At 63.8% G+C, this 26,323-nt stretch carries 27 protein-coding genes; 13 read left to right on the top strand and 14 right to left on the bottom strand.

The features are described from left to right. Positions 1-244 precede the first annotated feature (244 nt). The 3 genes from rkpK to ATC00_RS06185 all read right to left on the bottom strand — a co-directional run bounded on the left by rkpK (position 245) and on the right by ATC00_RS06185 (position 3,119). A complete protein-coding gene (rkpK, locus tag ATC00_RS06195; protein ID WP_064252280.1) occupies positions 245-1,558 on the bottom strand; it encodes a UDP-glucose 6-dehydrogenase in 1,314 nt (437 codons plus the stop codon). 131 nt (positions 1,559-1,689) lie between these two features. Beyond that, entirely contained in the window at positions 1,690-2,715 is a 1,026-nt protein-coding gene (locus ATC00_RS06190; RefSeq protein WP_064252279.1) for an NAD-dependent epimerase, read from the bottom strand. Between the two features lie 71 nt (positions 2,716-2,786). Next, entirely contained in the window at positions 2,787-3,119 is a 333-nt protein-coding gene (locus tag ATC00_RS06185; RefSeq protein ID WP_037379661.1) for an ArsR/SmtB family transcription factor, read from the bottom strand. A 51-nt stretch (positions 3,120-3,170) separates the two neighbouring features. Here ATC00_RS06185 and ATC00_RS06180 point away from each other — a divergent pair, with 51 nt between their 5' ends. Together ATC00_RS06180 and ATC00_RS06175 are read left to right on the top strand one after the other, a co-directional pair. Continuing rightward, complete coding sequence (locus ATC00_RS06180) at positions 3,171-3,653, top strand: SRPBCC domain-containing protein (RefSeq protein ID WP_037379991.1); 483 nt, start codon at positions 3,171-3,173, stop codon at positions 3,651-3,653. Positions 3,654-3,665: 12 nt separating this feature from the next. Then, positions 3,666-4,028: a VOC family protein gene (locus tag ATC00_RS06175; RefSeq protein WP_064252278.1), complete on the top strand. Its 363-nt coding sequence runs from the start codon at positions 3,666-3,668 to the stop codon at positions 4,026-4,028. A 4-nt stretch (positions 4,029-4,032) separates the two neighbouring features. Here ATC00_RS06175 and ATC00_RS06170 read toward each other — a convergent pair whose 3' ends face one another. Beyond that, entirely contained in the window at positions 4,033-4,767 is a 735-nt protein-coding gene (locus tag ATC00_RS06170; RefSeq protein ID WP_037379663.1) for a L,D-transpeptidase, read from the bottom strand. A gap of 189 nt (positions 4,768-4,956) precedes the next feature. On the opposite strand from ATC00_RS06170, the gene recO reads away from it, so the two are divergent. Further along, positions 4,957-5,703 carry a DNA repair protein RecO gene (recO, locus tag ATC00_RS06165; RefSeq protein WP_173827765.1) on the top strand — a complete coding sequence of 249 codons (747 nt, stop codon included), beginning with the start codon at positions 4,957-4,959 and terminating at the stop codon, positions 5,701-5,703. A 52-nt stretch (positions 5,704-5,755) separates the two neighbouring features. Here the strand turns inward: recO and ATC00_RS06160 are convergent, their stop codons facing one another. Next, positions 5,756-7,756, bottom strand: a complete 2,001-nt coding sequence (locus ATC00_RS06160) for a PhoX family protein (RefSeq protein ID WP_064252277.1) — start codon at positions 7,754-7,756, stop codon at positions 5,756-5,758. 246 nt (positions 7,757-8,002) lie between these two features. Between ATC00_RS06160 and ATC00_RS06155 the strand changes: the two genes are divergently transcribed. The 8 genes from ATC00_RS06155 (at position 8,003) to ATC00_RS06120 (ending at position 18,232) form a co-directional block, all read left to right on the top strand. Continuing rightward, positions 8,003-10,822: a DUF2339 domain-containing protein gene (locus ATC00_RS06155; RefSeq protein ID WP_037379667.1), complete on the top strand. Its 2,820-nt coding sequence runs from the start codon at positions 8,003-8,005 to the stop codon at positions 10,820-10,822. Next, positions 10,819-11,475 carry an HD domain-containing protein gene (locus ATC00_RS06150; RefSeq protein ID WP_037379670.1) on the top strand — a complete coding sequence of 219 codons (657 nt, stop codon included), beginning with the start codon at positions 10,819-10,821 and terminating at the stop codon, positions 11,473-11,475. The genes ATC00_RS06155 and ATC00_RS06150 overlap by 4 nt, the downstream gene beginning before the upstream one ends. A gap of 79 nt (positions 11,476-11,554) precedes the next feature. Then, positions 11,555-12,406 (top strand): MOSC domain-containing protein, encoded by an 852-nt coding sequence (locus ATC00_RS06145; RefSeq protein WP_037379994.1) that lies wholly within the window; start codon positions 11,555-11,557, stop codon positions 12,404-12,406. Positions 12,407-12,532: 126 nt separating this feature from the next. After that, on the top strand, positions 12,533-13,774 hold the full coding sequence (locus ATC00_RS06140) for an MFS transporter (protein WP_064252276.1): 1,242 nt from the start codon (positions 12,533-12,535) through the stop codon (positions 13,772-13,774). A gap of 168 nt (positions 13,775-13,942) precedes the next feature. Then, the gene (gene nadA, locus ATC00_RS06135) at positions 13,943-15,022 is read left to right on the top strand and encodes a quinolinate synthase NadA (protein WP_064252275.1); all 1,080 of its coding nucleotides are present in this window, start codon (positions 13,943-13,945) and stop codon (positions 15,020-15,022) included. Positions 15,023-15,067: 45 nt separating this feature from the next. Beyond that, positions 15,068-16,666 (top strand): L-aspartate oxidase, encoded by a 1,599-nt coding sequence (locus ATC00_RS06130; protein WP_064252274.1) that lies wholly within the window; start codon positions 15,068-15,070, stop codon positions 16,664-16,666. A gap of 52 nt (positions 16,667-16,718) precedes the next feature. Continuing rightward, the gene (nadC, locus tag ATC00_RS06125) at positions 16,719-17,621 is read left to right on the top strand and encodes a carboxylating nicotinate-nucleotide diphosphorylase (protein WP_064252273.1); all 903 of its coding nucleotides are present in this window, start codon (positions 16,719-16,721) and stop codon (positions 17,619-17,621) included. 95 nt (positions 17,622-17,716) lie between these two features. Continuing rightward, positions 17,717-18,232, top strand: a complete 516-nt coding sequence (locus tag ATC00_RS06120; RefSeq protein WP_037379997.1) for a superoxide dismutase family protein — start codon at positions 17,717-17,719, stop codon at positions 18,230-18,232. A gap of 57 nt (positions 18,233-18,289) precedes the next feature. On the opposite strand, the gene ATC00_RS06115 is transcribed toward ATC00_RS06120, so the two are convergent. The 8 genes from ATC00_RS06115 to ATC00_RS06080 form a co-directional block, all read right to left on the bottom strand. Further along, the gene (locus ATC00_RS06115; RefSeq protein WP_132075208.1) at positions 18,290-19,270 is read right to left on the bottom strand and encodes an NUDIX hydrolase; all 981 of its coding nucleotides are present in this window, start codon (positions 19,268-19,270) and stop codon (positions 18,290-18,292) included. Continuing rightward, positions 19,260-19,799, bottom strand: coding sequence for a tyrosine phosphatase family protein (locus ATC00_RS06110; protein WP_037379686.1), 540 nt, complete (start codon positions 19,797-19,799; stop codon positions 19,260-19,262). Before ATC00_RS06110 ends, ATC00_RS06115 begins: the two co-directional genes overlap by 11 nt. Before the next feature lies 1 nt (position 19,800). Next, entirely contained in the window at positions 19,801-20,409 is a 609-nt protein-coding gene (locus tag ATC00_RS06105; protein WP_037379688.1) for a YfbR-like 5'-deoxynucleotidase, read from the bottom strand. Next, complete coding sequence (gene ygfZ / locus ATC00_RS06100) at positions 20,406-21,254, bottom strand: CAF17-like 4Fe-4S cluster assembly/insertion protein YgfZ (RefSeq protein WP_064252272.1); 849 nt, start codon at positions 21,252-21,254, stop codon at positions 20,406-20,408. The genes ATC00_RS06105 and ygfZ overlap by 4 nt, the downstream gene beginning before the upstream one ends. Positions 21,255-21,378: 124 nt before the next feature. Then, positions 21,379-22,119 carry a hypothetical protein gene (locus tag ATC00_RS06095; protein ID WP_064252271.1) on the bottom strand — a complete coding sequence of 247 codons (741 nt, stop codon included), beginning with the start codon at positions 22,117-22,119 and terminating at the stop codon, positions 21,379-21,381. A 14-nt stretch (positions 22,120-22,133) separates the two neighbouring features. Further along, entirely contained in the window at positions 22,134-22,403 is a 270-nt protein-coding gene (locus ATC00_RS06090) for a hypothetical protein (protein WP_018239227.1), read from the bottom strand. 159 nt (positions 22,404-22,562) lie between these two features. Beyond that, positions 22,563-23,006: a TIGR02301 family protein gene (locus ATC00_RS06085; RefSeq protein WP_037379693.1), complete on the bottom strand. Its 444-nt coding sequence runs from the start codon at positions 23,004-23,006 to the stop codon at positions 22,563-22,565. Next, complete coding sequence (locus ATC00_RS06080; RefSeq protein ID WP_037379696.1) at positions 23,003-23,488, bottom strand: NUDIX hydrolase; 486 nt, start codon at positions 23,486-23,488, stop codon at positions 23,003-23,005. Before ATC00_RS06080 ends, ATC00_RS06085 begins: the two co-directional genes overlap by 4 nt. Before the next feature lie 59 nt (positions 23,489-23,547). Here ATC00_RS06080 and ATC00_RS06075 point away from each other — a divergent pair, with 59 nt between their 5' ends. Continuing rightward, complete coding sequence (locus ATC00_RS06075) at positions 23,548-24,324, top strand: SOS response-associated peptidase (protein ID WP_064252270.1); 777 nt, start codon at positions 23,548-23,550, stop codon at positions 24,322-24,324. Here ATC00_RS06075 and ATC00_RS32885 read toward each other — a convergent pair. Then, on the bottom strand, positions 24,321-24,488 hold the full coding sequence (locus ATC00_RS32885; protein ID WP_162843159.1) for a hypothetical protein: 168 nt from the start codon (positions 24,486-24,488) through the stop codon (positions 24,321-24,323). The two genes, ATC00_RS06075 and ATC00_RS32885, sit on opposite strands and share 4 nt — an antisense overlap. A 415-nt stretch (positions 24,489-24,903) precedes the next feature. Here ATC00_RS32885 and cysS point away from each other — a divergent pair, with 415 nt between their 5' ends. Then, positions 24,904-26,304, top strand: a complete 1,401-nt coding sequence (gene cysS, locus ATC00_RS06070) for a cysteine--tRNA ligase (RefSeq protein WP_064252269.1) — start codon at positions 24,904-24,906, stop codon at positions 26,302-26,304. The last annotated feature ends 19 nt before the right edge of the window (positions 26,305-26,323 follow it).

Below are 26,323 nucleotides of genomic sequence, written 5' to 3'. Positions count from 1 at the left end.
GTCCCAAGAAACGATGTCAGCCGGCAAACAACCTTGCAAAACCGCAGAAAAACAGGCGTTTATGGATGGGCACTAGTCTAGGAGGCGGACCGCTTTTCAGCGGCCGACCCTGTTCCCTCCATGCGTGATGGCGCGGTCGCCAACGCGCGAAATTCCGTCCCCGTAACCACCTTTTCGGTTCCGCATAGCATGAGCGGGAGGAGGAGATATCGTGCTCCCGCTCCCGCTTCAGCCTTTTCGCCGATCAGTCCGGCCGGCCGACGCTGGCATAGGTGAAGCCGTGCCGGGCGATCTCGTCCTTGCGGTAGATGTTGCGCAGATCGACCAGCAGCGGCGTGCTCATCGTCCGTTTCAGCCGCTTGAAATCCAGCGCCCGGAATTCGTTCCACTCGGTGACGATCACCAGGGCATCCGCTTCCGCCGCCGCATCATAGGGGTCGGTCGCATAGTCCAGGCCCTCGATAACCTTTCGCGCGTTCTCCATGCCCTCCGGATCGTAGCCCGTGACATGGGCCCCCGCATCCTGCAGCGTCTGGACGATGGCGATCGCCGGGCTGTCGCGCATGTCGTCGGTGTTCGGCTTGAAGGTGAGGCCGAGCACGGCGATCTTGCGGCCGCGCACGTCGCCGCCGAGCGCGGTGATCACCTTGCGGCCCATCGCCCGCTTGCGGTTGTCGTTGATGGCGACGGTGGTTTCGACCAGCCGCACCGGACTGTCGTGGTCCTGTGCGGTCTTGACCAGCGCCAGCGTGTCCTTCGGGAAGCACGAGCCGCCGTAGCCGGGACCGGCATGCAGGAACTTGGCGCCGATGCGCCCGTCGAGCCCTATGCCGCGAGCCACGTCCTGGACGTTGGCGCCCACCTTTTCGCAAAGATCGGCCATCTCGTTGATGAAGGTGATCTTCATCGCCAGGAAGGCGTTGCCGGCATATTTGATCAGTTCCGAGGTGCGGCGCGAGGTGAAGACGAGCGGAGCCTGGTTCAGATACAGCGGGCGATAGACTTCGGTCATCACGTCGCGGGCGCGCTGGTCGTCGTCCGCAAGGCCGATGACGATTCGGTCGGGCCGCTTGAAATCATCGATCGCCGCACCCTCACGCAGGAACTCCGGATTGGAAACGACGGCAAAGTCCGCTTCCGGATTGGTCTCGCGGATGATCCGTTCGACCTCGTCGCCGGTGCCGACCGGGACGGTCGATTTGGTGACGATGACGGTGAAGCCATTAAGGTTGGCAGCGATCTCGCGTGCGGCGGCATGGACATAGGAAAGGTCGGCGTGGCCATCGCCGCGGCGCGACGGCGTGCCGACGGCGATGAAGATGACGTCGCTGCCGGATACGGCGGGGGCGAGGTCGGTGGTGAAGTGCAGGCGTCCTGCAGCAACGTTGCTGGCGACCAGATGTTCGAGCCCCGGTTCGAAAATCGGGATCTCGCCCTTCTTAAGCGCCGCGATCTTGCTCTCGTCCTTGTCGAGGCAGACGACGTCGTGGCCGAAATCCGCGAAACAAACGCCGGAAACGAGGCCGACATAGCCGGCGCCAATCATCGTAATCTTCATCCGCTCTTCCTTTGTTGTTGGGTCCTTATTGAGCCTTGGGAGCTACGCATCCATTGATAGGCAAATAGGACCGTTTTTCGACCTGCAAATGACAGGGGAGTTTTCCGATGCGACAAATCGCTCGGTTGTCCTCAGGCAGTGGCCGCTGCAGGGCGATAATATTGCTCATACCATTCGACGAAACGGGCGACGCCTTCCTCGACGTCGATGGTCGGCTTGAAGCCGGTCAGCGCCTCCAGCAGATCTGGCGACGCGTAGGTCCGCGGCACGTCCCCCATCTGCATCGGCAACATGTTGCGCACAGCCGGCCTGCCGACGGCCTTCTCGACAGTCTCGACGAAGGTCATCAACTCCACCGGCTGGCCGCCGCCGACATTGACGACGCGAAACGGCGCCTGTCGGGAAAGCGTGTCCTGCGCCAATTCCGGGCTGACGCGATTGGCTTCGCAGGGCGCCACGTGGGAAAGCCGCAGGATGCCTTCGACCAGGTCGTCGATATAGGTGAAGTCGCGGCTCATCCGGCCCTCGCCATAGATATCGATCGGCCGGCCGTTGAGGATAGCATCCACGAACTTGAAGAGCGCCATATCGGGTCTGCCCCATGGGCCATAGACGGTGAAGAACCGGAAGGCGGTGGCCGGCACCTTGTAGAGATGGGCGTAGCTGTGAGCCATCACCTCCATCGATTTTTTCGTCGCCGCATAGAGCGTCATCGGCTCATCGGTCCGATCGGCCTCGGCAAAGGGTATCTTCTCGTTGGCGCCGTAGATCGACGAGGTCGATGCTAGCATCAGGTGCTTTGGGCCGATCGCCCTGGCAAGCTCGAGGACATTCCAGGAGCCGATGAGGTTGGCGTCCACATAGGCCTTCGGATTTTCAAGGCTGTAGCGGACGCCCGCCTGTGCGGCCAAATGGATGATGACCTCGGGTTCCGCAAGCTCTGCAGCGCGGTCGAGCGCGGCGCGGTCCTCGAGCATCGCCGTGACAGCCTTGAACCCGTTGGAACGCTCCAGGATTGCGTGACGGCGCTCCTTGAGCGTCACGTCGTAATAAGGCGTCATGCCGTCGAAGCCGACCACGAAATGCCCGTCGTCTATCAGCCGCTTGGCGACATGGAATCCGATGAAGCCTGCGGTGCCGGTGATGAGGTAACGCACGGAAATGACCCCAGCTTTCTTGAACTTGATCGTTCATACGAAGAAAGCCTGTCAATGGAAAGACGAAACCGTCACTCCGGCTCACCGTCGAGTTGCTGCTGAAGGGCTGTGAGCACGGACATCGCATGGCCGGAATACTGGCTGATCCACCGGTCGTGAATGGCTTGTATAGGCAAGGCGTTCAGGTGGTTCCATCGTTCCCGCCCTTCGCGCCTGACAAGAACCAGATTTGCCTCCTCCAGCACTTTCAGGTGCTGCATCACGGTGCAGCGGTCGAGATCGGAAAATTGCTCGCACAGCATGCCCGTCGTGCGGGGCGCCTCCTTCAGCGCATCGAGAATCTGTCGGCGCAGGCCATTGGCCAGCGCCTTGAAAACCACCTCATCCTTCGAATCAATTGACATGTTATATTTTTATAACATATTATGCTCGAAGACAATCGAGAGGAGGTCGTCATGGCTTTCGAATTTCGTGTGAACGGGCGGATTGCCCGTCCCGTCGAGGAAGTCTTCGACGCGGTCGTCAATCCCGACAAGCTTAGCCGCTACTTCGTGACGCTCGGCGGCATCAGCGGCCCCCTGGCCGCCGGCGCCACCGTGACCTGGTGGGGAGAAGTCCCGGTCGAGGTGGAGGCCGTCGAGCCCCATGAGCGGATCGTCTTCCGCTGGGGCGCGATGGTTGCGAAGGAAGAGTCCCCATACCAGACGCGCGTGGAAATGCGCTTCCAGCCGCTCGAGGACGGCGCCACCATGGTGACCATCGCCGAAAGCGGCTGGCGCGAAAACGATCAGGGGCAGAAGAGCTCGTACCTCAATTGCGAGGGCTGGTCGCAGATGCTCGCCTGCATGAAGGCCTGGGTCGAGCACGGCATTAACCTCCGAGAGGGCTACTATGTCAGCGAGCTCTCCGGCAAGCCGGCACTCGAGCCGCAGTTGTAGGAGGATCGCGTGATGCCAATGGAGATAAAGGGCGGCATCAACATCGCGATGAAGGTGCCGAGCCATGAATACGAGGCTGTGCTGGCCTTCTACCGTGACGTCGTCGGCCTGCCGCCATTCGATGAGAAGCAGCCCGCCAAGGGCTTCATACTCGGCCCGAACCGACTTTGGATCGACGAGATGCCGCATTTGAGTCAGGCGGAAGTCTGGCTGGAACTGTTCGCGGACGACCACGCAGCGGCATTGAGCCATCTCCTCGCGAATGGTGCGGTGCGCTGCGATGCCGTCGAGGATCTGGGCGAAGGCTTCCGGGGCGGCTGGGTGATGAACCCCGCCAATGTCGTGCATCTCGTGCGCGAGCCGGACGCCTGGTAGCGCTTCAGAATGCCAGCGGCGCCTCTTCGGCGGGCATCTGCATGGAGGCATCGATTGGCGGCATTGCCGGCTCCATTGGCGGCTGCGCCTGGATCACCACGACTCGAGTGCCTTCCGGCACGCGGTTGTAGAGATCAATTACGTCCGGATTGAACATCCGGATGCAGCCGCTCGAAACGGCCTTGCCGATCGACCAGGCCTCGGTCGTGCCATGTATCCGGAACAGCGTGTCCTTGCCATCCTGATAGAGATAGAGCGCCCTCGGCCCGAGCGGATTGGTAAGGCCCGGGTCCAAGCCTCCGGCAAGCGGGCCATAGCGCTCCGGCTCGCGCGCGACCATGTCGGACGTCGGAATCCAGCGCGGCCATTGCGCCTTGCGGCCAATGCGGGCCTCGCCGGCAAATTCCAGCCCCGCCTTGCCGACGCCGATCCCGTAGCGCAGCGCCATCCCGTCGCCCTGGACCAAATAGAGGTATCGGTTCGGCGTGTCGACGACGATCGTGCCCGGCGGCTCGTAGGTGGGATAGGGAACTTGTTGGCGCAGGAAGCGGGGGTCGACCTTGCTGATGTCGGTGGCAGGCAGGGGGAACGCCTCGTCCGGGTGAGGTCCGTACATTGCCGTGAAATAGGGATCCGGTCCCCGCGGCCGGGGCGGCTGCGCGCTGCTCGTCGCACACCCCGCCAGCGAGGCTAGAATTAGAAGGAGCGTGATAGGCTGGGCGAGGCGGGACACACACATACTCCAAACAATCCTGGTGGTTGTCCGTCGAGATCGGCAGCCGGCTTCGGGCCGCGATTCGGCTGGACAATGATAGAATTGTAGTGCGGCGGAGAGGTCGCGGAAAGGGCGACAGTGGCGGGTCCGACGCGGCCGATGACGCGCCATCTTCGCTTGATCCGGTTTCCGGAGCGGGTGTATGCCTTTTCCATGCAATGGAGCGATCAGGCCATCATTCTCGGCATCCGGCGGCACGGCGAGAGTTCTGTCATCGCCGAGGTCATGACGTCCGCGCATGGGCGGCATCTGGGGCTCGTGCGCTCCGGCCGCTCGCGAACGATGCAGCCGGTGCTGCAGCCGGGCAATTCGGTGGAAGTCACCTGGCGAGCCCGGCTCGATGAACATCTTGGCGAGTTCCGCATCGAGCCGCTCGAATTGCGCGCCGCGAGACTGATGGAGGCGGCGACCTCCGTCTACGGCATCCAGGCGCTCGGCGCGCTGTTGCGGCTGCTGCCGGAGCGCGATCCGCATCCGCATCTATACGAGGCGCTCGCCGTCATCGTCGATCACCTCGAGGACCCGGCCGACGCCGGCGAATTGTTCGTGCGCTTCGAACTGGCGGTCCTGAACGATCTCGGCTTCGGCCTCGATCTTTCCGAATGCGCCGCGACCGGCGGCCGGGCCGAACTCGTCTACGTGTCGCCGAAAACGGGCCGCGCCGTCAGCCGTGCGGCGGGCGCCCCCTATGCGGAGCGCATGCTCACACTTCCGGATTTCCTGTCCGGAGGAGTCACGGCGGCCGATCACAACGGCCTCGCCGCCGCCTTCCGCCTCACGGCCTATTTTCTCAACCGCCACGTCTATGAACCGCGCGGGGTCGATGTCTCGTCCGCGCGCGACGGTTTCGTCCATGCGACCTTGAAGGCGCTGAAGCCGGTCCCTCCCTCGACGGCATGAAATCCCACAGGCGCCGCACACGTTCGTGCGGCGCCTGTGTCGGTGAACTGCCTTAGCCGATCTTGCCGCCGCCCTGCTTCGTCACGGCGACTACGGCCGGGCGCACCGGCATGTCGTCACGGAAATCGGGCCAGCGCGTTGCCGGCTTCTCGTAAGTGGCAAGGCCGGCATCGCCCGGATGCTGAACGGCGAGGAAGAAGGTGTCGCTCGTCAGGTTGAAGCTCGGGCCGCACATTTCCGCGCCGACCGGCACCCGGAAGAACAGCTTCGACGTGCCGCGCCCTTCGCCTTCCGTTTCGACCGCCCAGACACCATCGGTGCGTCCCGTCTCCTTCTCGTTGTTGCCGTCGGTCGATACCCACAGGCGGCCGTCGGCGTCGATCGCGCAATTGTCCGGCATGCCGAACCAGCCGTTCTTCGTCGTCGCGGTGGAGAAGGAGGCGCCGACCTCCGCAACGCTGGGATCGCCGCATTTCAGCAAGATGTCCCACTTCGATTTCGTCGAAGCGAAATCGCCATCCGTTTCGGAGATCTCGACAATGTGGCCGAAGGCGTTCTTGGCACGCGGATTGGCAGCGTCCGCCTCTTCCTCCTTGCGCTTGGTGTTGTTGGTCAGCATGACATAGACCTTGCCGGTCTTGGCATTCGGCTGGATGTCTTCCGGCCGGTCCATCTTGGTGGCGCCGAGCGCATCGGCGGCAAGCCGCGTGTTGATCAGCACATCGGCCTGCGAGGCGAAGCCGTTTTCGGCCGTGAGCGGACCTTCGCCATGGATGATCGGCATCCAGGTGACCGTGCCGTCCTCGTCGAACTTCGCCACGTAGAGCGTGCCTTCATCGAAGAGGTCCATGTTTGCGGCGCGGTCATTCGGATTGTAGGTGCCCTTCGTCACGAACTTGTAGACATAGTCGTAACGCTCGTCGTCGCCGCTATAGAGAACGACGCGGCCATCCTTGTTGACGATCGATTCGCAGCCCTCGTGCTTGAAGCGTCCGACTGCGGTGCGCTTCTTCGGCACCGAGGTCGGGTCGAGCGGATCGACCTCGACGACCCAGCCGAAGCGGTTGGCCTCGCTCGGATCCTTCGATACATCGAAGCGATCGTAGAACTTCGACCACTCATATTGGCCGCCGGGCGCGCCGAGACGCTTCAGCTGCTTGAATTCCGGATGATCCTCGGCGAGCTCGCCACCGAAATAGCCGTTGAAGTTTTCCTCGGCCATCATGTAGGTGCCCCAGGCGGTGACGCCGCCGGCGCAATTGTTGATGGTGCCGAAGACTTTCTTGCCGGTCGGGTCGGCTACGGTCTTGACGCGGTCATGGCCGGCCACCGGGCCGGAGAGCTGCATTTCGGTATTGGCCGTAATGCGACGGTTGTACTTGCCGTCGAGAACCGGCTGCCACTTGCCGTCGACCTTGCGGATCTCGATGACCGTACCGCCATGGGCGGCCATTTCAATATCGACCAGTTCCTTGGTGTATTCGCCGAGAACGACCTTGTCCTCTTCCTTGCCGTCCTCCGTCACCTTTTCGACGCGGGCAAAGTTCGGGAACATGATCTCGGCATTGGTGTATTCATGATTGACGACCAGCAGGCCGTGGTCGGGGCTGCCATCGAGCGGAATGAAGCCGACATAGTCGTTGTTGTAGCCGAACTGGCGGCCCTGCGCTTCGGCGGTCTGCTTGAGCGGATCGAAGTCCGGGCTGTCGGCGAAGATCTTGTCGCCCCAGCGCAGCAGGATGTCGGCGTCGTAACCTTCGGCGACGTGATGCTTCTCGTCGACGCCGGCTTCGATCTCCTTGAAGTCGAAGCGCGACGTGCTCTCGGCCCGGGCTTCATCGGCCGAAAGCAGTGCAAACGGGCTGACCGTCGTCGAAATGGCGGCGACCGCAAGGGATCCGCCAAGGAACGACCGGCGCGAGAAGCGGCGGTTGATGATGTCGCCCATGGTCGGGTTGTTGGAACAGTTCTGGCCTATGTCTTCCAGTTCCTCCCTCTGTTCCGTCAGCGTCTTGAATTCGGTTTCTTCCGTCGAGCCGAGATGCTTGTCCATGGTCATTCTCCCCATTTGAACAATCGAAGCGCCGCCTTTGGTCGGCGTCCATTGTCGCTCTATCAGCTAGCCCATGACAGTTCTGCGACAGTTCGATGAAGAGCTTGCTGCTCCTTCTCCGCCGAAAGACATTTTCCCTGCGCAAAGAACCTTCGAGAAAGGGGAAGTTCAAGCGAGATGTCTCCGCTGGCATTCCGCGATAACTTATGCGAATCGTTCACCAGTCGTCGTGGTGTCGGGGGACCCATGCTTGAGCTTATCGCCCTGGTTGCCTTTGTCCTGGCGCTTGCCGCCTTTCTCGGCGGCCGCCGGACCGCAGACCGGCTGGACGCCGAAATCGAGAGTCTGAAGGCGGAGATCGCCCGACTCGCGACGCAGGCCCCTGAAGAGGTTGCGCCCCATCCTGAGGCATCTGCGCGAACGGAGGCCGAGGCAGCGACTGTGCCAGAGGTCGGCGAAGAGGCGGTGCAGGGGCCGTGGTCGCAGGCGCGCGAGGGGGCGCAGATTTTCGGCAGTGCCCCGGCGGGCGCCGAGACGGGCAGCGAGTCTCCCGCTGCAGCGACTGCCGAACCCGCAGCCGCGCGGTCTGCGGAGAGCCTCGAGAGCCGTATCGGCGGACGCTGGCCTGTCTGGGTCGGCGGACTTGCGCTGGCGCTAGGTGGCTTTTTCCTGGTGCAGTACTCGATCGAGGCCGGGCTCCTGAGCCCGGCGGTCCGGCTCACGCTCGCTGCGGTCTTTGGACTTATGCTCGGGGTCGCCGGTGAAGTGATCCGGCGCCGGGCGGTGCCGACGATTGCCGATCGGTTCCGCAATGCGATGATTCCCGGCGTGCTGACCGCAGCCGGTGCCGTTACGCTGTTCGGCGTCGTCTATGCGGCCCATGGCATCTACGACTACATTGGGACGGCGTCGGCCTTTGCGCTGCTAGCGCTCATTTCGCTGGCGACCGTCGGTCTCTCGCTGCTGCACGGTCAGGCGCTCGCCGGTCTTGGTCTTCTTGCCTCGCTGCTGACCCCTCTCTTCGTCTCCAGCGGCGAGCCGCGGCCATGGGTGCTGTTCGGGTTTCTCTCGGTCGCCTGGCTCGCGACGCTTGCCGCCTCGCGCCTGCGCCGCTGGACAATCGTGCCGACGCTCGCAAATGCCGGCCTCGGCCTGTGGGGGCTGGCCTATGTCGCGTTGGCCGCGCCTTTCGAGGCCCCGCCGGTCACCGCCGCACTTTTGATCATGCTCGTCGGCGTCGGCCTGATCTGGCCCGGCGACGCAGAGCGCGAGAGCCGTGCAATGACAGAGACAAGCGGATCGCCAGCCGCGCCTCCGGGCCCTTGGGAGACGCTCTTCACGCCGCCCCACGCGGCGATCTCGCTGTCGGCGGCAATCGTGGCGGCACTCCTTGCGCTTCTCTTTATCAGCCCGGCAGTCGAGGCGGCACGATTCCCGATCATCGAATTCGTCGTCGTCACCGCGGGTCTCGCCGGCATCGGCGCCCTGCGGGCCACTGCGGCCTATCCGGCGCTGCTCGCGTCTCTTGCTGCCGTCGTCGGGACGTGGACGCTGACCGCCCTCAGCGGCGTCCTCGCCTATTTCGACCCGACATTGGCGTCGCCGGAGATCATCGTTCCCGGGCGGGCGGCCATGCTGACGGCGGTGATGCTCGCGGCGCTCTTCCTGCTGCTCGCCTCGGCCGTGCTTTCGCGCCTCGCCGAGCATCGACAATTTGCCATTCTTTGGGCCGGTATCGCTGCCGTCGTGCCCGGCGCTCTCATCGGCATGTCGTTCCTGATGACCGGCAACTTCGCCTTCGACCTGCCGCACGGGCTTTCCGCCTTTGCGGGCGGTCTGTTCCTCCTTGGCCTCGTCGAATGGCTCTCCCGCCGCAACGCCGAGGGACGCGAACTCGATCTTGCGGCGGGACTGCTCGGCTTGGGCTCGCTCGGCCTCTTCGTCATCGGCCTGCATGCCTGGACCGACGGACTGGTGACGACGCTTGCAATCGCGTTCCTTGGCGCCAGCTACACCTTTGCCACCCGCCTTCGCACCTGGCCGGTCCTGCCCTGGGTGACCGTTGCCGCCGCCATCGTCGTCCTGGCGCGGATCGCCTGGGAGCCGACGATCGTCGGCCCCGGCAGCCTTGGAACGACGCCGGTCTTCAATGCACTCCTGCCGGGTTACGGCGTTCCGGCACTGCTGCTTGTCGGCTGCGCCTATTTCCTGCGCGCTTCTGGGGATTTGCGCGTGCGCAACCTTTTGCAGGCGCTCGCGAGCCTCTTCGTGCTGCTGACGCTCGCGATCCTGGTGCGCCATGCGATGAACGGCGGCGTTCTCAACAGCGCCGTTCCGACCCTTGGCGAGCAGGCGATCTACACGCTGCTTGCGATCGGGGCTTCCGGCATCTTCATGACGCTCGACGGCAGATCGCCAAGCCCGGTGTTCCGGTACGGTGGAATGGCGCTCGGCGTGCTGTCGATGCTGTCGGTGCTCTCGGCGCACCTTGTCGGGCTTAACCCCTATTTCAGCGGCGAGCTGCTCGGCGGAATTCCGTTCTTCGACCTGCTCTTCATCGGCTATCTGCTGCCCGCCATCGGCTATGCCGGCCTCGCCTGGTATGCCCGCGGCAGGCGCCCGCAGCCCTATGTCGTGGCGCTTGCCGTCAGCGGCGCCGTGCTTGCCTTCGCCTGGGCCACCTTGAGCGTGCGCCGCTTCTGGCAGGGCGAAAGCGTGGCCGACTGGAAAGGCTTCCTGCAGGGAGAGACCTACACCTATTCGGTGGTCTGGCTGGTGCTTGGCGTTCTGCTGCTCGTTGTCGGCTCACGCTTCAACGCGAAGAGCATCCGCATCGCCTCGGCCGTGCTGGTCTTCATTGCCGTGCTCAAGGTCTTTCTCGTCGACATGTCGAATCTCGAGGGCTTCCTGCGGGCACTCTCCTTCATCGGCCTCGGCGGCGTGCTGATTGGCATCGGGCTCTTCTACCAAAAGATCCTTTCCAGCAGCGGCAACGGTGCGGCTGATCCGCCGGACGCAGTTTCGACTGCGACCAACAATATGGGCGAGGGGGCAACCCGGGCATGACGCACCTCGCCGCCCTGGCCGCCGCTTTCGCGCCGCATGAGGAGCTTGCCGGCGAGCTTCTGCCGCATGCATTCTCCAGCGGCGATGGGTCCCACGACGCCGCTCACCTCATCCGCGTCTGGAAGAATGCGGCCCGCATACAGGCGGAGGAGGGCGGCGACAGTCGGCAACTCGCGGCCGCCGTCCTGCTGCACGATTGCGTCGCCGTCGAGAAGAACTCACCTTTGCGGGCTGGCGCGTCGCGGCTCGCCGCGGAAAAAGCGTGGCAAATTCTCGACGGCCTCGGCTGGCGCACGTCGGAAATTTCCGCCGTCGCCCATGCCATTCTGACCCACAGCTTCTCGGCCAATATTGCGCCCGAGACGCTGGAAGCGAAAATCCTGCAGGATGCGGATCGGCTTGACGCCATCGGCATGGTCGGCGCCGCCCGCTGCTTCTACATTGCCGGCCGGCTGGGAAGCGGGCTCTACGATCCGCTCGACCCCTTGGCGGAGGACAGGTCGCTCGACGATAAGGCCTTTGCGATCGATCATTTCGAGACGAAACTCTTCCGCCTCGCCGACGGCTTCCAGACTCCGGCGGGACGTCGTCTCGCCGTGGAGCGGCAAACCCGGCTGCGCAGCGTGCTTGCCATGCTGCTCGATGAAATCTAGACCGATTTCAGTACGTTGCGGTCGCGCGATGAATCAGATCGCGAACCGTCTGAATCGATCTCTGAACTTGGAAGACGCGATGAAAGTTACCGGTCTCAACATTCATCCCTTGAAAAGCGGTCGCGCCGTGCCGCAGACGGCAGTGACCGTCAGTCTCGACGGGCTAGCGGGCGACAGGCGGTTCATGGTGGTCGAGCCTGATGGCCATTTCATCACCCAGCGCGAATTGCAGGCCCTTGCCCAGGTCGAGGCGACGCCTATCGAGGGCGGCCTGCACCTGAAGATGAACGGCAACGAACTGTCCGTGCGCTTCGATCCGGATAGCCGGCTCGACGTGCGCGTCTGGTCGAGCGACGTGAATGCAGCCGTTGCCGGCGGAGACGTGAACGAGACGCTGTCGGCCTGGTTCGGCCGGCCGGTGAAGCTCGCGCATATGGACGAGGAGGCGGAGCGCTTCGTCGGCGCCGAATGGGCCGGCACCGCCGCGCCGGTCGGCTTTGCCGACGGCTTTCCGGTGCTGATTACCACGACCGGCTCGCTTACAGACCTCAATCGCACGCTTGTCGAGAAGGGCCAGCAGCCGGTCGGCATGGAGCGCTTCCGCACCAACATCCTCATCGATTGTGACGAGCCCTGGGCCGAGGACCTTTGGGAGACCCTGGAAATCGCCGGTATTGCCTTCGATCTCGTCAAGCCCTGCGCGCGCTGCATCATGACCACCCAGGACCAGACAACCGGCGAACGCATCGGCGGCAACCCGATCCAGGGACTGGCGGAAAAGCGCATGTCCGCGGACCGCCGGGTGCCGGGCGTGCTCTTCGGCTGGAACGCCGTGCCAAGGGGCGAGGGAACCATCAGGATCGGCGACGAAGCCAAGGTCGTACGCCGGCGGCGTGAACGCTGGCCGATGAAGCTGCGCGGCGTCGAATGACGCTGCTCCGAGTGGAGAAATGCGCCTGCAGGCGGCCATCAATTCCTGTGAACGGATCGTCAATTTAATTGGCTTGGCTCAAATTGAGAGCCGACATAGCATGCGCCCTCAACAAACGGAGCTTCTATGTCTGCTGCCACTCAGAGCGCCGCTCATTCCGTCCATCACCATCATCATCTGCCGTGGCTGATCATCGCTGCCGGTTCGATGATCGCCATGCTGACCTTCGGTCCGCGTTCGGCAATGGGATTCTTTCAACTGCCCATGCTCGCCGACCGCGGCTGGGATCGAACCACCTTCGGCCTCGCCATGGCCATTCAAAATCTCTGCTGGGGTCTCGGTCAGCCTTTCTTCGGTGCCCTGGCCGATAAATTCGGCACATGGCGCATGCTGGCTCTCTCCGGTCTCCTCTATTCCAGCGGACTGGTCATCATGGCCTTTGCCGACGCGCCGATCTGGCTGCATGTCGGCGGCGGCGTGCTCGTCGGTCTCGGTGTCGCCTCCGGTTCCTTCGGCATCGTGCTGTCTGCCTTCGCGCGCAATGTCGCGCCTCACCAACGCGCACTCGTCTTCGGCATTGGGACGGCGGCGGGTTCGGCCGGCATGTTCCTGTTCGCGCCGCTGAGCCAGGGGCTCATCTCCGCCTATGGCTGGTCCGACAGTCTTGTCTATCTCGGTTTTTTGATGCTGCTGGTGCCGCTCTTCGCCATTCCGTTGCGCGGCAATGCCACCTCCGGACGGCATTCGGAAACACTTTCCAAGCAGACCGTCGGCGAGGCATTGAAGGAAGCATTGGGGCACAGGAGCTATCTATTGCTCGTCTCGGGCTTCTTCGTCTGCGGCTATCAGGTCGCCTTCATCACCGCGCATTTCCCGGCCTACCTCGGCGACATCGGCATCGATGCCCGTTATGCGGTGATCGCGCTCGCGCTCATCGGCTTCTTCAACATCATCGGTTCGCTGTCGGCCGGCTTCATCAGCCAGCGCTATTCGAAGCCTTATTTCCTGGTGTGGATTTACCTCGGCCGCTCCGTTGCCGTTGCCGCCTTCCTGCTTCTGCCTCAGTCACCGACATCGGTCGTCATCTTCTCGGTAGTCATGGGTCTGCTGTGGCTATCCACGGTGCCGCCGACAAACGCCCTTGTCGCGGTCATGTTCGGAACGCGCCACCTTGGCTTGCTCGGCGGCGTGGTCTTCCTCTCGCACCAGATCGGCTCATTCCTCGGCGTCTGGATGGGAGGCTATCTCTACGACCGCCTGGGTTCTTATGATCCGGTCTGGTGGCTTGGCGTCGCGCTCGGCGTCTTCGCGGCGATCGTCCATTGGCCGATCGAGGAGAGGGGCGTCGCGCGTCCGGCCATGGCTTGAACAAGATGTCGCGCCCGGAATGTCTCGGGTGCGACATTCGAGCCTTGAAATCTGTCACAAAACTTTCTAAATCAGTCGCCGCGGCTCAGCCGCTTTTGTTTTGAACCAATTATGCTCACATTGAGCATAATTGGTTAGGCCGGAAGCCCGGCGAGAGAGGAGAGCTCGATGACCAATCTTGACCTTCGCATGAAGGCGTCTGCTGCGCCGGTATTCATTAGCGCCGCGGCACGCTTCGGCGTTATCGAAAAGCCGGACCTCGCCTTCACGCCGGCGATCGCCCGCGAGACCGAGCATCTCTACGAGAAGGTCAAGGACTTCATCCCCCCATTCGAATGGGCCGCCTATGCGCCCTATGTGCATGCGATCAACCGGCTGAAGAAGGAGCGCAACGCCGTCATTCTGGCGCACAATTACCAGACGCCGGACATCTTCCACTGCGTTGCCGACATCGTCGGCGATTCGCTGCAGCTCGCCCGCGACGCCACCAAGGTCGATGCCGAAATCATCATCCAGTGCGGTGTCCACTTCATGGCCGAGACGTCGAAGCTGCTCAATCCGGAAAAGACCGTGCTGATCCCCGACGCCAAGGCCGGCTGCTCCCTGTCCGAATCGATCACCGGCGCCGATGTGCGCCTGCTCAAAGAGCGCTATCCCGGCGTGCCGGTCGTCACCTATGTCAACACTTCCGCCGACGTGAAGGCGGAGACCGACATCTGCTGCACCTCGTCCAACGTGCTGGCCGTTGTCGAGAGCCTCGCATCCGACACGGTGCTCTGCATTCCGGACGAATATCTGGCGATGAACGTCGCCCGCCAGACCAACAAGAAGATCCTGACCTGGAAAGGCCATTGCGAAGTCCACGAGCGCTTCACGGCGGCCGAGCTGCTCGCCTACAAGGAGGCCAATCCGGGCATCGAAATCATCGGCCACCCGGAATGCCATCCGGACGTGATCGAAGTCTGCGACTTCTCCGGCTCCACCTCGGGCATGATCAACTATGTCAAAGACAAGCGGCCGCAGCGGGTGCTGCTCGTCACGGAATGCTCTATGGCCTCCAATATCCAGGCGGAAGTCGAAGGCGTCGATTTCGTCAAGCCGTGCAACCTCTGTCCGCACATGAAGCGCATCACGCTGCCGAAGATCCTCGACAGCCTGCTCAACATGGCGGAAGAGGTTCTGGTCGATCCGGCGATCGCCGACCGCGCCCGCCTCGCGGTCGAGCGCATGGTGAACCTCAAGCAGTAATCGCGCCCGGGCACCCGTGCAGGCCGTTGGAGGAGTTACCGAGCCATGCTGACCGATCATTTCCGCCCGCAGTCTTTCAACGGGATCGATGACATCGTCATCGTCGGCGGCGGCCTTGCCGGGCTTTTCTGCGCCCTGAAGCTTTCGCCGCGCCCCGTAACCATCCTCGCCGCCGCGCCGATCGGCCACGGCGCCTCCTCCGCCTGGGCCCAGGGCGGCATCGCCGCGGCGATGAGCACGGGCGACACTGTCGAAAAACACGTCGCCGACACGGTCGCCGCCGGTGCCGGCATCGTCGACGAGAAGATGACCCGGATGATGGTCGCCGAAGGTCCGGCGCGCATCCACGACCTGCTTGAATACGGCGTGCCCTTCGACCGGGATCTCGAGGGCAAGCTGATCCTGTCGCGCGAGGCTGCGCATTCTGAGCGGCGCATCGTGCGCGTCAAGGGCGACATGGCCGGCAAGGCGATCATGGAGGCGCTGATCGCCGCGGTACGCAACACCCCGTCGATCCGCGTGATCGAAGGCTACGTCGTCGAGGAACTGGTGCGCGAGGGCCGCTTCATCTCCGGCGTCGTGGCTCGGCCGGATGCCGGCCAGTCGAAGACCCGCGTTTCCTTCCCGGCCCGCGCCGTGGTGCTTTGCTCCGGCGGCGTCGGTCACCTTTACGCGGTCACCACCAATCCGTGGGAAGCTTGCGGCCAGGGCGTCGGCATGGCGGCACGGGCAGGCGCCATCATCGCCGATCCGGAATTCGTGCAGTTCCACCCAACGGCGATCAATATCGGCAAGGATCCGGCGCCGCTCGCGACCGAGGCTTTGCGCGGCGATGGGGCGATCCTCGTCAATTCGAAGGGCCGCCGCTTCATGCTCGATATTCATCCGGATGGCGAGCTTGCGCCGCGCGACGTCGTATCCCGCGGCGTCTTTGACGAAGTGAAGGCCGGGCGCGGCGCCTTTCTCGACTGCACCAAGGCGGTCGGCAAGCATTTCCCGGACATGTTCCCGACCGTCTACGCTTCCTGCATGGCGGCCGGCATCGATCCCGTGACGCAACCGATCCCCGTCGCGCCGGCGGTCCATTACCACATGGGCGGCGTGTTGACGGACGGGGAAGGCCGCACCTCGATCGATGGCCTCTGGGCGGCCGGCGAGGTGACTTCGACCGGCGTGCATGGCGCCAATCGGCTTGCCTCCAACTCCCTGCTCGAGGCGGTCGTCTTCGCAGCCCGGATTGCCGAAAACATCAAGGGCACGCTCCCGGCGCCGAAGCTCACGGAATGGGGCGACAATGCCGGCGAGAACGACGACCCGGTGACCGTCGAGGACAGCCCACCCTTCAAACGGCTGCGCGGGCTGATGAGCGAATGCGTCGGCGTCGTGCGCACGCGCGAAAGCCTGCTGCACGCGATCCGCGAGATCGCCGAACTGGAGCGGGTCAATACGCGGCTGCGCTTCGCCAATATCATCACCACCGCGAAGCTCATCGCCGTCGCCGCCCTGCAGCGGGCCGAAAGTCGCGGCGGTCATTTCCGCGCCGATTGCCCGGCCGAACGCCCGGAATGGCAGCGGCGCACCTATCTGACGCTCGCGCAGGCGGAGCGCCTCGCCGCCGAGGCAGCCGAGACGGAGCCGGCTTGAAGCCGCTGCCGTCACTGCCGCGGAAACAACGACGAAACCCGGAAAGAAGATCATGACCGTCGCCCTCCGTCCGGAACTGCCCGCTCTTCTTGTCGAAGAGCAGGTGAAATCAGCGCTTCTCGAAGACCTCGGCCGAGCTGGCGACATCACCACTTTGGCGACCATCGGCCCCGAGCTGACGGCGACAGCAAATATGAGCGTTCGTGAGGCAGGCGTCGTCGCCGGGTTGGAACTGGCGCGCACGGCCTTCCGTCTCGTCGATCCTTCGATCCGCTTCGAAGCGCTGGTTGCCGACGGTGACCGCGTCGCACTGGGCACCGCGGTCGCGCGGATCTCGGGCCGCGCTCGCGGCGTGCTTTCGGCGGAGCGGGTCGCGCTCAATTTCCTCATGCACCTCTCGGGGATCGCCAGCTATACGGCGAAGTTCACCGACGAGATCGCTCATACGAAGGCCAAGGTCTGCTGCACCCGCAAGACCATCCCCGGCCTTCGCGCGCTGGAGAAATACGCCGTTCGCCTGGGCGGTGGGTCCAATCATCGCTACGGCCTCGATGACGCGGTGCTGATCAAGGACAACCATGTCGCGGTCTCCGGCGGCGTCGCCGGCGCCATCCGTGCGGCCCGCGCCTATTGCGGTCACCTGGTCAAGGTCGAGGTCGAGGTGGACGGTCTGGCGCAGATGCGCGAGGCGCTGACCGCCGCCCCCGACGTCATCCTGCTCGACAATATGGGTCCGGATCTCTTGCGCGAGGCGGTGGCACTCAATGCAGAACATTGGCGGCTGGATGCCGCCGCCTATCCCGGCGATCTGCGCCGGACCCGACTCGAGGCATCCGGCAATGTCAGGATCGAGACGATCCGGGCGATCGCCGAGACGGGCGTCGATTTTATCTCGACCTCGAAGATCACCATGGCGGCGCCGACCCTCGACGTCGGGCTGGACATTTCGATCTGACGTTAACAGCCAACGGGCCATCCTCCGAAATTGCCGTTGGAACGAGATGAGCAACCGCGCGTTGCTTCTCGAACCGACAGCGAGGAAGGAAGATGATGATCAGGCTGATAATCGCGCTTGCCGCCACGGGACTAGCGGCCGCCGCCTCGGCGCAACAATCGTCGCAGACAGCGACGGCGGAATTCGTCGGCAAGGACGGCACGGACATCGGACGGGCCACGTTGACGTCAGGTGACAAAGGTGTGCTGATCGAGATGGAGGTCAGCGGTCTTCCCAAGGATACATGGGTGGCTTTCCACGTTCACGAAATGGGACGATGCAACGTGGCGGACGGTTTCGAGTCTGCCGGCAAGCATTTTGTCGACGGAAACGAGGGCGCCGAGCACGGCTTTCTCGCGGCGCACGGCCCGCATGCCGGCGACATGCCCAACCAATATGTCGGTGCGGACGGTGTGCTGCGCACGCAGATATTCAACAGCTTCGTCTCGCTTGACGACAAGGGGACGGCCATTCGCGGCCGCGCTCTGGTTGTCCATGCGCGCTCGGACGACAATCGCAGCCAGCCGGCAGGAGATGCCGGCGACCGGCTCGCCTGTGCCGTCATCAAATAGTGCATGTCGCCCAAAAGTGTGCAGCGGTTTTGGGGTAACGACATGCGCAAAAGCAATTCATCGTCCGCCCACCTTGAGGCCGGGCGCCGGGCGCTCGTCGAGAATCTGCCGGCGGAAGCGGAAGAGCGCGGCCGGCCGGCCACCGGTGGAGGCAAGGGTGCCTCCCGTCGGCTCGACGAGTTCCGCGCCCTCGACCAGCCGGCGGAAATTCTGTTTGTGCAGGTGTCGGCCGGAGATCGCCTCGACCGTCGCCTGAAGGTCGGTAAGGGTGAATTCCGGCGACATCAGTTCGAAGACCACCGGACGGTATTTGATCTTGCCGCGCAATCGGGCGACCGCGGTCGCGACGATGCGGCGATGGTCGTGTCGCATCGCCAGTCCGGCGGCCGGCTTCTCCGACCCGCTGCGATGGCCGTCGATCACCGCTTCACGCACCAAGCCGGCTTCGTAGAGCAGTTCGTAGCGCTCCAGCACGCGTTCCTCGTCCCATGGGAAGTCGTCGAGGCCGAAGGCCAGCCGCACGCGCGACCGGCGCTGCGCGCTCGCAGCCGATCTCTCATCGCCGTCAAGTCCGGCCTCCCAGCGGGCGAGTGCCGGCAGGATCGTCTGGTCGAGCACCTGAGGTCGTCCCTGCCGCCAGTCTTCCCACGGCAGATATCCATACCAGTCCCGCCAATGGGCGCCGGCCTCCGCCAGCCTTTCGTTGTTTTCCGCATCGGTCCGCGTCAGCGCCAGATAGCCGACCGAGACCATGTGCTTGCCTTCTTCACCCGGCAGGCGCTGGCGACCGCGGTCGCCGAAGGTGTAGAGCTGCTCGATATAGCCGAGCTTCAGCGCCGTCCGCTTTTCGACGCGGGCGCGCAGGCTCTCCTCGAAGGTGCGGTGGCGGGCTGGATCGAAGGGGCCGAAGGGCAGGCTGTCGCGTGCGTCGCCGTCTGTTTCGCTGACCGCGAGGATGCGCGGGCTGCGGTGAACGACGGCGACGATCACCGCGTTGAGGCCGATCTCGACGGTATTCGGGACGCCGTCAACCTGCATGACGCTGGTTTTCCGGAAGGAGAGGCAGCAGGAAGGGGGCATTGCCGTCGGCATCCGCGCCGCGGCCGATCGCCCGCACCGCGGCGACGAGCCTCCCCTGTCGCGACAGCGCCTCATCGCCGATCTCGACGATCCGTGCATTCGGCGTGGCGAAGGGCGAGGCGAGCCGCAGGCGCCTGGCCAGCGCATCGTCGTCCTGGTCCGCCTCGACGGCGAGTGCCGCGATCAGCGCCGCGGCGGGCGAGCGCGAGACGCCCATCCAGCAATGGACGAGCAGCGGCCGGGAGCGGTCCCACCTGCGGGCGAAGTCGATGATTTGAGCGACATGCATTTCCTGCGGCGCGATCAGGTCGCCCGTTCCGGCGAAGCTGATGTCGTTGACGCCGATCGTCAGATGCTTGTCCCGATCGATAATGCCGGGGCGGTGAAAATCCTGTCCCTTGGCCACCAGGCTGAGCATTTCCCGGCAACCGTGGCGAACTGCCATTTCCGCAATACGGCCGAGCGGCGAGACGACGATGCCTTCCATGTCAGGCCTCCTGGCTCAACTTGGCGCGCTCCGCCTCGAGAAACGTGAAGCGCTCGGAGAAAAGCCGTTGTGCATCAACCGCCGGCAGCGGGGCGATCAGCAGCGTCTCGCGCGTGACGCCGCGTGGCTGGCCGAAGAACTTGCGCGCTTCCTCCGGCGAGAAGCCGGCAAGTTCGGTCGCTTCGAAATAGGCGGCGACGCGATCGGCTTTCTTGATCCGCTCCTTGAGCTCCTTGGGCGTATGGGGCGGCAGGCCGAAGCGCAGATGGACGGCGCTCTCGAGCCGTTTCTCCACAGCCTTGTATCCGCCGCCGACCACCGCCTTGAAGGGCGAGATCATGTCGCCGATCACATATTCGGGCGCATCATGAAGAAGCGCCATCAGGCAGTCGGCCGCGTTGCAACGATTGGTGCGGCGAAAGATATCCTCGACAAGCAGACTGTGCTGGGCGACGGAAAAGGCGTGGTCGCCGGTCGTTTGACCGTTCCAGCGCGCCACCCGCGCAAGGCCGTGGGCGATATCCGAAAGCTCGACGTCGAGCGGCGAGGGATCGAGCAGATCGAGCCGCCGGCCGGAAAGCATCCGCTGCCACGCGCGCGCATTCATCATACGCTCGCCTCGTCCGCCTCGGCGGGAAAGGTAAGGCCGGTCCACCCGGGCAGTGTCAAGGTAACCGGTACATCGGCGGCGAGGATGGGATCGCCCTTGGCGATCGCTTCGCCGGCCTTGTCGACGCGGACGATCGCCAGCCCCGCCTTGTCCTGGACGGTCCCAAGCGAGCCGATCGGGCGGCCGCCGATCGAAAGGCTCGTGCCCGTCGGCGGGAGTTCGGCTTGGCCGGAAACGATGACGACACGCCGCCGCGCCGTGCCGCGATGCTGCATTCTCGAGACGACCTCCTGGCCGACATAGCAGCCCTTGCGGAAGGAGAGGCCGCCATTCAGATCCATCAGCACGTCGTGCGGAAAGGCATCCTGCAGCGCGTAGTCCCGCTCCGAAACGGCGATACCAGCTTCGATCCGCAGCCGGTCGTAATCAGCGACGCTTGCGTCCGCTCCGGCGACTTCGCGATAGAGGCGGAACACGGACATGCCTGCCTTCTCGAACCGCTGGTCGCGATAGCTGCCCTCGGGCCGTTCCTCCCCGAAGACGACCGCCACCGGGGAGGGAGAGAGGAGAGAGAGTTCCACTGCCGACCGCAGCTTGTACAGCGTCAGTCGCTTCAACAGCGCGTCGGCCTGGCCGCGGGAGGTTTCCAGCCGCAACGTCCCTCCATCGCGCGAGATCAGGAAGTCGAAAAAGATCTTGCCCTGCGGCGTCAGCAGCGCACCTGGTCTCACTTCGTCTGCGGCCAGTGCGCCGAGGTCGGTGGTGACCAGCCCCTGCAGCAATGCTTCAGCGTCCTTGCCGAAAACGCTGATCAGCGCGCGATCGTCGAGGCGAAGTTTGGGCATGGTTTCGAATCCCGTTCTCTTTGACGAAGAGGTAGGATTTCCGCTGTTGAAGGGCAAGCGCGCAAAGCGGGATGAGGAAAAGTGCGAAGCGGTTTTCCGCCCGCATCCCGCGCGTGAGAAATATTCAATCGCCGGCGACGAAGAACTTCCACTGTCCGTCCGGAGCGATCCCGACGCGGTAGAAGTTATAATTGCCCAATTCTTCCATGCCGGCGAAATCACCGGCGGTCACCAGCCGGAAGAGGTCGACCTTTTCCGGAGGGGTCAAGGAAGACAATGGCTTTTCGGCGAAATAGGGCCAGACATAGGCTTCCTCCGAGGTGCCCTTGTCGGCAAGGACGAAGCCGGTCGAAAGGACATCGAGCAGGATCGCGAGGATTTCGACACCATCCTGGTCGCCGGACAAACCCTTCAGAATTGCGATCGGGTCTTCATCGCCGCCGCTGCCACTGACCTGGGTCTGGGTTGGCCCTTTGCCGAGCAGGGGGCGGAGCCGCTCGATGTCGCCGGAGGCGGCTGCCTCGACGATCAGTTCGCGCATGCGGGCGACCGGTGCGGGAATTTTCGAGACATCGGACAGAACCTCGACCGGCTGGACCACTTCCGGCACGGCGTCCTTGGTCTCGGTCGCGGCCTTGTCGACGAGCGGATCCGGCATCGGAATTTCAAGCGGCACTTCCGTTTCGGCCTCGGGCGTCTCGGCCGGCGCCGCGTTTTCAGCGCTGTCGGTCGGAGCAGGAGCGCCATTGAGCTCGCTCAAGGCGAATGCAGCCGGCGCCGCCATCGGGGCACAGAAAGCAGCGCCCGCCAGCAACAGCATGACGAGGCGCACCGCTCTGGCACGGCCTGCAAGGTTCCGGGTCATGGGCAGTCCTGATGCTATTGGATTGACCGCTGTGGCGAGAACTCTCCGGCGAGCATGCGCTCGCGAAGCGAATTCAGCATGGCCTCGGCGCCGTCTTCGCCATGCAGCCGAATGGTTTCTCGCATGGCCAGCGCTATCGCCGCGTCGGCAATGATTTCCGGCTCGATCCCATCCGCCATGCCGTCCGCCCAGGCTTCGTTCTGGTGTTCCAGGGCCGCCTGCATTTTCTCGTGAACGATCATGTCGTCGATGTCGGTCAGGCTTGGTTCCATCATTCGTTCCATGCGGCTTCCATCACGTGCAGTTGGTCAACCTAGCGCCTCTCCGCTGAACCGCAACTGAACGGGCAGACAGGCCGGTTACTTCTTACCACTCTCTTAACGGACTTTAGCAGCCTTTTCCCGAAACGACACGGGCCGGCGGAAAAAGAGGTTAATATCTCCCTAATTTCCAAAGCGCGCGGCGATTTCGGAAGCGAGTGTTGCACCTTCGGCACGGTATCGCTCTTCGGCGAGCGTCGCGGGCTCCGTGCAGGTCGTGTAGACCGAGGCGAAGGTTCTGTACCCGCGGTTGAAAGCGGCCGTCATGCGCTCGCGCCGCTTCGGCTCGTCGGCAGTCTCCTTGTCGATCAATTCCTGCATCGAGCGGCGCCAGCTGTCTTCGGGCTGGTTGAGGCAGAGATTGCGCAGATAGTGGACCGATCCGATGATTTCCGCCAGACGGACGAGGCGCTGCTCATAGGGCGGCTGCTTGTCTTCGACCGGGGGCGGAGCAGCAGTCTGCGTGTCCTGAGGGGCAGGGGCTGCCTCCTGTGCGGCCGCCCCGGCCGCGACCGCGAGGGCGGTGCCGGCCAGGACAAGTCGGAAGATGAAGGGCGCAGGGATCATGGGTCCATCAAATCCGAATCGGCGCCGCTTGCAAGGGCGTCGCGGCTCGGGCGGATCGACGGCCGAATGCCGGGCAGTTTTTCCACACCCAGTTTTTCCACGCAATGGCGGACGCTCTCCGGGATGGGGAGCGCGAAGATCTCCTCCGGCGTGAACCAGCCGACGTCTGCCGCATCGTCCGCGGCAACGGCGTCGCAATCCGGATCGGCCTCGACGGTGAAGACGGAGAGCAGGAAATGCCGGCTTTCCGCGTGGCTCGGAACCAGGTCGTAGGTCTCGAAAAGTACCGGGTCGCGGCCGCAGATACCGGTCTCCTCGGCAAGTTCGCGCAGGGCGGTCTCGGCAGGAGTCTCTCCTGGCTCCGCCCGGCCGCCCGGAAAGGCATACATGTCGGCCGATGGCGGATTGGTCCGGCGGACGAGCAGATAGCGTCCATTCCGTTCGATGATGGCGGAGGAGGCGAGTTGGGGCTGGCGGGTCATCGTGGCAGCTATATTCATATGTCGTTGACCCATACTACGTGAAATGCCACACCCATGTCATGTGCGGACGTTTTGCGCTTACGGCGAGCCCGGAAGAATTGCTGGAACTGTTTGGCCTGCTGAAGGTGGAAGACTTTCCGGCGAGGTTCAACATCGCGCCGACCCAGCCGATCCTCGTCGTCGTTGCTTCCGAGCGGCCGGAGCCGGGCAGCAACCTGCCCGACCGAAAGGCCATGCTTGTCCGCTGGGGCTTCACTCCAGCTTGGGTGAAGGATCCGCGCAGCTTTCCCTTGCTCATCAATGCCCGCGCCGAAACCGCGACGGAAAAGGCCGCCTTCCGCGCCGCGATGCGCCACCGCCGCATTCTGGTGCCAGCCTCCGGCTTCTACGAATGGCATCGCCCGCCGAAAGGCAGCCGTGAAGCCTCGCAAGCTTATTGGGTCCGACCGAAGAAAGGCGGCATCGTCGCCTTCGCCGGTCTCATGGAGACCTGGTCGTCGGCCGATGGATCGGAGGTCGATACGGCCGCCATCCTCACCACCGGCGCGAACAAAACGGTCCGGCAGATCCACGATCGCATGCCCGTGGTGGTCCCGCCGGAGGAATTTTCCCGCTGGCTGGACTGCCGGACGCAGGAACCGCGCGACATTGCCGACCTCATGAGTCCGGCGCCCGAGGATTTCTTCGAGGCGATACCGGTATCCGACCGGGTCAACAAAGTCGCGAATGCCGGACCCGATCTCCAGGAAGAAATCACGCCCGTCGCATCGCTTCCGGCGGTAAGAAATCCTGCCGACGAGCGCGATGGAGACAATGGACAGCTGACGCTCTTTTAGAGCGCGCTCCGCTCTGGCAGGGGACGCTTGGCGGGTTTCTTGCCGGCAGGTTTGGCTTTGGCCTGTAGCGCGGCGGCGAGTACGGCCTTGAGGCCGACCGGCCGGTATTTCGCCACGAGATCGGCTGCCGCTGGTTTGGAGCCGGGTGTCTTGGCGGGTTTCATTTCATGTTCTCCTTGATGCTTCCCTAGATCGGAAACGCTTCGTCTTCCCTTTTGTGCCCGAAAACGGCGTTTCTCCTTGTTCCGCGGGAAACACGCATCCGATGCTGCACGAAGGTGCAGCGCGAATCACGTTTCCCGCCCGATGATCCGGTCGAGCCAAATCGTGACAAATCCATGGCCGCGGTGTTGCGCTCTTGCCCACCTTTGCTTGCATGCGGCTCGCCTCTTGACCGGCGTCATGCGACGCGCGATAAGGATCGCCATGGAAACGGTTATCTGCATTATTTGCCGGAAGATTATTCGCTAGCGATCCGCTGGCCCTGGCCGTTTTCGTCTCCCGAAATCCAAGATGACAAACGTGCGGGCCGGCCCGGGCGTATAGTGTTACGGTTGCATGCAGTCTTGGAGAATTGGGATGGGCGGAATGCCGACTTTGAAGCTGTACAACACGCTGACGCGGGAAAAGGCCGATTTTCGGCCGATCGACCCTCAGAACGTCCGCATGTATGTCTGCGGCCCGACCGTCTACGACTATGCCCATATCGGCAATGCGCGGCCGATCATCGTCTTCGACGTGCTGTTCCGGTTGCTTCGCCATGTCTATGGCGAAAGCCACATCACCTATGCGCGCAATATCACCGACGTCGATGACAAGATCAATGCGCGCGCCCTGCGCGACTATCCCGGCCTGCCGCTAAACGAAGCGATCCGGCGCGTCACCGAGAAGACCGAGACACAGTTCCTCGAGGATGCCGCGGTGCTCGGCTGCCTCGATCCGACGGTTCAGCCGCGCGCCACCGAGAGCATCCCGCAGATGGTCGAGATCATCGAGAAGCTCCTCGCCAAGGGCCATGCATACGAGTCCGAGGGCGAGGTGCTTTTCGACACGAAGTCGATGGCGGACTACGGGCAGCTTTCCAAGCGCAACCTCGACGAGCAGCAGGCCGGTGCCCGTGTCGCGGTCGAGGCGCACAAGAAAAATCCAGGCGACTTCGTGCTCTGGAAGCTCTCGCAGGAGCACGAGCCCGGATGGGAGAGCCCTTGGGGGCGCGGCCGGCCCGGCTGGCACATCGAATGTTCGGCGATGAGCGTCCGCTATCTCGGCGAAGTCTTCGACATCCACGGGGGCGGGCTCGACCTGATCTTCCCGCATCACGAGAACGAGATCGCCCAGTCGCGCTGCGCGCACGGCACGAGCGTCATGGCCAATGTCTGGATGCACAACGGCTTCCTGCAGGTCGAAGGCCGCAAGATGTCGAAGTCCGAAGGCAATTTCGTCACCATCTACCAACTCCTGCACACGGAGACGTTCGGCGGCCGCAAATGGCCGGGCGAAGTGCTGAGGCTCGCAATGCTGATGACGCACTACCGCGAGCCGATCGACTTCTCGATCAAGCGGCTCGAGGAAGCCGAGCACCTGCTCTCCAGGTGGCCCGCGCTGGGCGAGGCGACCGGCGAGGCGGACGCCTCGGTCGTGGCTGCACTGGTGGACGACCTCAACACCGTCGCCGCGATCCAGGCGCTGCATGCGCTGGCGCAGAAGGCGTCGGCGGATGCACAATATCTCGGCGTCTTCGCCGCAAGCGCAGCGCTGATCGGCGTGCTGCCGAAGGAGATCGAACTCGATGAAGCCGTCGTAGAGGAGATCGACGGTCGCGTGCGGGCCCGGCTCGAACTCCTGAAGACGAAGAACTACGCCGAAGCTGATGCGATCCGCGCCGATCTCCTGGCCCGCGGCGTCCAGCTCAAGGACGGCAAGGATCCGGAAACCGGCGAACGGGTGACCACCTGGGAAGTGAAACGATCGCAGGTCTGATCGTTGCCCGGCACCGGCG

This window comes from Sinorhizobium americanum, from assembly GCF_001651855.1.
In the GTDB taxonomy this organism is placed as follows: Bacteria; Pseudomonadota; Alphaproteobacteria; order Rhizobiales; family Rhizobiaceae; genus Sinorhizobium; species Sinorhizobium americanum.
The sequence above is the reverse complement of the archived record's forward strand: the minus strand, read 5'-3'. Positions and strand labels throughout refer to the sequence as shown.

Excerpts from the sequence above, each read along its gene's own strand:
- rkpK (WP_064252280.1), bottom strand. The coding sequence starts at position 1,558 with ATGAAGATTACGATGATTGGCGCCGGCTATGTCGGCCTCGTTTCCGGC.
- ATC00_RS06185 (WP_037379661.1), bottom strand. The coding sequence starts at position 3,119 with ATGTCAATTGATTCGAAGGATGAGGTGGTTTTCAAGGCGCTGGCCAAT.
- ATC00_RS06180 (WP_037379991.1), top strand. The coding sequence starts at position 3,171 with ATGGCTTTCGAATTTCGTGTGAACGGGCGGATTGCCCGTCCCGTCGAG.
- ATC00_RS06175 (WP_064252278.1), top strand. The coding sequence starts at position 3,666 with ATGCCAATGGAGATAAAGGGCGGCATCAACATCGCGATGAAGGTGCCG.
- ATC00_RS06170 (WP_037379663.1), bottom strand. The coding sequence starts at position 4,767 with ATGTGTGTGTCCCGCCTCGCCCAGCCTATCACGCTCCTTCTAATTCTA.
- recO (WP_173827765.1), top strand. The coding sequence starts at position 4,957 with ATGCAATGGAGCGATCAGGCCATCATTCTCGGCATCCGGCGGCACGGC.
- ATC00_RS06160 (WP_064252277.1), bottom strand. The coding sequence starts at position 7,756 with ATGGACAAGCATCTCGGCTCGACGGAAGAAACCGAATTCAAGACGCTG.
- ATC00_RS06155 (WP_037379667.1), top strand. The coding sequence starts at position 8,003 with ATGCTTGAGCTTATCGCCCTGGTTGCCTTTGTCCTGGCGCTTGCCGCC.
- ATC00_RS06150 (WP_037379670.1), top strand. The coding sequence starts at position 10,819 with ATGACGCACCTCGCCGCCCTGGCCGCCGCTTTCGCGCCGCATGAGGAG.
- ATC00_RS06145 (WP_037379994.1), top strand. The coding sequence starts at position 11,555 with ATGAAAGTTACCGGTCTCAACATTCATCCCTTGAAAAGCGGTCGCGCC.
- ATC00_RS06140 (WP_064252276.1), top strand. The coding sequence starts at position 12,533 with ATGTCTGCTGCCACTCAGAGCGCCGCTCATTCCGTCCATCACCATCAT.
- nadA (WP_064252275.1), top strand. The coding sequence starts at position 13,943 with ATGACCAATCTTGACCTTCGCATGAAGGCGTCTGCTGCGCCGGTATTC.
- ATC00_RS06130 (WP_064252274.1), top strand. The coding sequence starts at position 15,068 with ATGCTGACCGATCATTTCCGCCCGCAGTCTTTCAACGGGATCGATGAC.
- nadC (WP_064252273.1), top strand. The coding sequence starts at position 16,719 with ATGACCGTCGCCCTCCGTCCGGAACTGCCCGCTCTTCTTGTCGAAGAG.
- ATC00_RS06120 (WP_037379997.1), top strand. The coding sequence starts at position 17,717 with ATGATCAGGCTGATAATCGCGCTTGCCGCCACGGGACTAGCGGCCGCC.
- ATC00_RS06115 (WP_132075208.1), bottom strand. The coding sequence starts at position 19,270 with ATGCAGGTTGACGGCGTCCCGAATACCGTCGAGATCGGCCTCAACGCG.
- ATC00_RS06110 (WP_037379686.1), bottom strand. The coding sequence starts at position 19,799 with ATGGAAGGCATCGTCGTCTCGCCGCTCGGCCGTATTGCGGAAATGGCA.
- ATC00_RS06105 (WP_037379688.1), bottom strand. The coding sequence starts at position 20,409 with ATGATGAATGCGCGCGCGTGGCAGCGGATGCTTTCCGGCCGGCGGCTC.
- ygfZ (WP_064252272.1), bottom strand. The coding sequence starts at position 21,254 with ATGCCCAAACTTCGCCTCGACGATCGCGCGCTGATCAGCGTTTTCGGC.
- ATC00_RS06095 (WP_064252271.1), bottom strand. The coding sequence starts at position 22,119 with ATGACCCGGAACCTTGCAGGCCGTGCCAGAGCGGTGCGCCTCGTCATG.
- ATC00_RS06090 (WP_018239227.1), bottom strand. The coding sequence starts at position 22,403 with ATGGAACGAATGATGGAACCAAGCCTGACCGACATCGACGACATGATC.
- ATC00_RS06085 (WP_037379693.1), bottom strand. The coding sequence starts at position 23,006 with ATGATCCCTGCGCCCTTCATCTTCCGACTTGTCCTGGCCGGCACCGCC.
- ATC00_RS06080 (WP_037379696.1), bottom strand. The coding sequence starts at position 23,488 with ATGACCCGCCAGCCCCAACTCGCCTCCTCCGCCATCATCGAACGGAAT.
- ATC00_RS06075 (WP_064252270.1), top strand. The coding sequence starts at position 23,548 with ATGTGCGGACGTTTTGCGCTTACGGCGAGCCCGGAAGAATTGCTGGAA.
- ATC00_RS32885 (WP_162843159.1), bottom strand. The coding sequence starts at position 24,488 with ATGAAACCCGCCAAGACACCCGGCTCCAAACCAGCGGCAGCCGATCTC.
- cysS (WP_064252269.1), top strand. The coding sequence starts at position 24,904 with ATGGGCGGAATGCCGACTTTGAAGCTGTACAACACGCTGACGCGGGAA.